Origin of the sequence: Faecalicoccus sp. (assembly GCF_036552745.1) — a bacterium.
Taxonomy (GTDB): Bacteria; Bacillota_I; Bacilli_A; order Erysipelotrichales; family Erysipelotrichaceae; genus Faecalicoccus.
In genome coordinates this window covers 1-2,855 of the sequence record NZ_JAXKBY010000176.1, presented here as the reverse complement: position 1 = coordinate 2,855, position 2,855 = coordinate 1, and the positions used below count along the sequence as shown (strand labels likewise).

4 protein-coding genes are annotated in these 2,855 nt (G+C 40.8%); all 4 read left to right on the top strand.

Features of this window, described 5'->3' with window-relative positions; all coding sequences use genetic code 11:
- Positions 1 to 479 precede the first annotated feature (479 nt).
- From U0M88_RS08410 to U0M88_RS08395, 4 genes are read left to right on the top strand one after another with little or no spacing between them, the layout of a single operon-like run.
- Positions 480 to 875: a type II toxin-antitoxin system PemK/MazF family toxin gene (locus U0M88_RS08410; protein ID WP_217780824.1), complete on the top strand. Its 396-nt coding sequence runs from the start codon at positions 480 to 482 to the stop codon at positions 873 to 875.
- 46 nt (positions 876 to 921) lie between these two features.
- Complete coding sequence (locus U0M88_RS08405) at positions 922 to 1,131, top strand: DNA-binding protein (RefSeq protein ID WP_254888038.1); 210 nt, start codon at positions 922 to 924, stop codon at positions 1,129 to 1,131.
- Positions 1,112 to 2,194 carry a site-specific integrase gene (locus tag U0M88_RS08400; protein ID WP_331869535.1) on the top strand — a complete coding sequence of 361 codons (1,083 nt, stop codon included), beginning with the start codon at positions 1,112 to 1,114 and terminating at the stop codon, positions 2,192 to 2,194. Before U0M88_RS08405 ends, U0M88_RS08400 begins: the two co-directional genes overlap by 20 nt.
- Positions 2,191 to 2,523, top strand: coding sequence for a plasmid mobilization protein (locus U0M88_RS08395; RefSeq protein WP_278906865.1), 333 nt, complete (start codon positions 2,191 to 2,193; stop codon positions 2,521 to 2,523). The genes U0M88_RS08400 and U0M88_RS08395 overlap by 4 nt, the downstream gene beginning before the upstream one ends.
- Positions 2,524 to 2,855: the final 332 nt, after the last annotated feature.

The following is a 2,855-nucleotide window of genomic DNA, read 5'->3' as shown; positions in this document are numbered from 1 at the left end:
ATAAAATCTAATTTGACATTATTTATGCCATATCACCAAATTGTCGGTATAGCGAAAAATTAAAATAACAGGCTAAAAAATCGGGTTTTCGCCGCCTATATAGTGAAGGGGGATCTTAGATCCTTCCCGTCGTTCTTTGAAAACTTGATAACACCTATTAGAACAAATCCTTTATGACGAGCTGATTACTGATGCGCCATGACCTATACTTTTCTATTTAGCGAGCGATAAACATCAGATTAATAAAAATGTCTGGCAAACATTAGCGATGATGTCATAAAGGGATAATGATACGCTTGTACTGCAATTGCGCGAGCTACCGCGCAAGGGTGAAATTCCCGTGATGAACGCTTTGCTGCCGTTCGTCTAATAGGATCCCATCTTTCCGGGGTTACAGGGTTAAATAGGAAATACGATGAATACTTTTGACAAGCCGGGAGACCCCTCCCCGGCTTTTTACATACAGAAAGGACGATTTTATGACAAACAAAGTAAAACGCGGAGATCTTTATTTGGCAGATCTTAGTTTTGCGGTCGGATCAGAACAGACGGGTATAAGACCGGTATTGATCATTCAAAACAACAAGGGAAACAAATACAGTCCTACAACGATCATTGTCTGTCTTTCCTCCAAGATCCATTCCAAAGCCAAGATCCCGACGCATTATCTTTTGCCGGAATTAAACGGACTCAAATATCCATCCATGGTCTTATGCGAACAGATCAAAGTGATCGATAAAGACCGTTTGATCAAAAAGATCGGCAAGATCAACAAACGGGATATGCACTACATTGATTCCAAAATCCGCATCAGCCTGGAACTCAAAGGCAAGAAAAGAAAACACAGATGTACAAAGCCCAATTTTGCACAATAGATTCATCAATTAATAATGAATAAGCTTTAGTCGGAGGTCGATAGAGATGAATGAAGAGAAAAGATTTTTAGATGTTCATGATGTAATGGAAATTACGGGACTGTCATCGTCATCCTCGTATATCGTGATCAAACAGCTCAACGAAGAATTACGGAAGAAAGGATACCTGACCATCCGGGCAAAAGTGATCAGCACTTACTTTTATGAACGTTTCTTTGGAAAGGAAGTCCACACCAATGCCCGTATACAGAGATAAGAAAAAAGGAACATGGTTTGTTGTTCTGCGTTATACCGATTTTACAGGGACTCTCAGGCAGACAACCAAACGCGGTTTCAGGACAAAAAGTGATGGCAAAGATTATGAACGGCGCTTCCTGCTTCAAAAAAGCCATGATCTGACGATGAATTTCGAAGACTTCTACTATCTTTACATGTCCAGCATGGAAACAAGGCTTCGTGAAAGCACCCTGTGCATGAAAAAAGCCGTCATCGAAACAAGGATCCTGCCCTACTTCAAAAATAAAAGGATGTGCGATATCACGCCGACCGATATCATTGAATGGCAGAACACCCTTCTAAGAGCTGAAAACAAGGAACAAGAAAGATATTCGCAAAACTATCTGAAGACGATCCACAATCAACTCAGCGCCATGTTCAACTACGCCATTCGCTTCTATGGCTTAAAATCCAATCCTGCCCGGATTGCCGGAAACATCGGTAAAGAAAAGAAGCTTGAAATGAATTTCTGGACGATGGATGAATATAAAAAATTCTCCAGAGCCGTTATGAAAAAGGACGGTGTCTATCAGGCATTTGAGATGCTTTACTGGTGCGAGCTAAGACTTGGTGAACTATTGGCCTTAACACCAGCCGACTTTGATTTTAAAAAGAAAACCGTCCGCATATCCAAATCGTATCAAAGGATCCATTGTGAAGATGTGATCACGGATCCCAAAACCGAAAAAGGAAAGCGAACAGTCCAGATGCCGGATTTCTTATGTGAAGAGATGAAAGACTATATCTCAAGGCTATATGCCCTAAGACCAAACGATAGAATCTTTACCATCACCAAATCCGGACTGCATCATGAAATGGATCGCGGATGCAAAGAAGCAGGTGTTAAACGAATACGGATCCACGATCTTCGTCACTCGCATGTCTCGATGCTCATCGACATGGGATTCAGCGCCGTTGATATCGCTGAGCGTGTCGGACATGAAAGTGTCAAGATCACTTACCGCTATACCCATATGTTTCCTAACCGCGATACCGATATCGCCAATAAACTGAACTCTCTTAGAGGAGGAGCCTTCAAATGAGCGCAAAGAATTTAGATCAAAAAGGAAGACTTCGAAGTAAGATTATTTCATTTCGAATGTCACCGGAAGAAAACAAACTATTGGACCGCAAAGTCCTCCTGTCTGGTTATACCAAACAGGATTACATAATCAGCTGCATCCTGAACAAGGAGATTGCCGTTTATGGAAACCCCTATGTCTTCAGAAGTCTTCATGACGAGCTTGTTAGGATCATTGAGATCCATGGAGTTAACATCGCTGATGAAGATGATGAAGAAATGGTTGAATGGGCACTTAAAATGGTTTTAGCTATGCGAAAAAAGGCAAAAACCGACTTATTTTCCCGATAAATCAGCAAGCCACATCTAAACAACGGCTTGGACGTGTGGTGGCTAAAAGCGCAATTTCGCTAAAATTCGACCGATTTTCCCTAAAAAACGTCAAAAACAAGTCAAAAATGGGGACAAAAATCGACCGAAATTGAGCTAAAATCAAGATGCCTGTTTTCAAAATGTTTTCACGGGCCCAAAAGGGAACGAAAAAAGCCCTTAAATAAAGGGCAATGGTGTCAACCTAAGAGAACTTAGGTTGGCATCATTTTTTTATATCATCTTAACTACGATATTTGTGAATCAAATGATTTAAAAGAGTATAAGAAAACCATTGCCGTAATTGGCAATTT

What these genes read in the sequence shown, in the direction of transcription:
- U0M88_RS08410 (WP_217780824.1), top strand. Translation starts at nt 480, where the DNA reads ATGACAAACAAAGTAAAACGCGGAGATCTTTATTTGGCAGATCTTAGT.
- U0M88_RS08405 (WP_254888038.1), top strand. Translation starts at nt 922, where the DNA reads ATGAATGAAGAGAAAAGATTTTTAGATGTTCATGATGTAATGGAAATT.
- U0M88_RS08400 (WP_331869535.1), top strand. Translation starts at nt 1,112, where the DNA reads ATGCCCGTATACAGAGATAAGAAAAAAGGAACATGGTTTGTTGTTCTG.
- U0M88_RS08395 (WP_278906865.1), top strand. Translation starts at nt 2,191, where the DNA reads ATGAGCGCAAAGAATTTAGATCAAAAAGGAAGACTTCGAAGTAAGATT.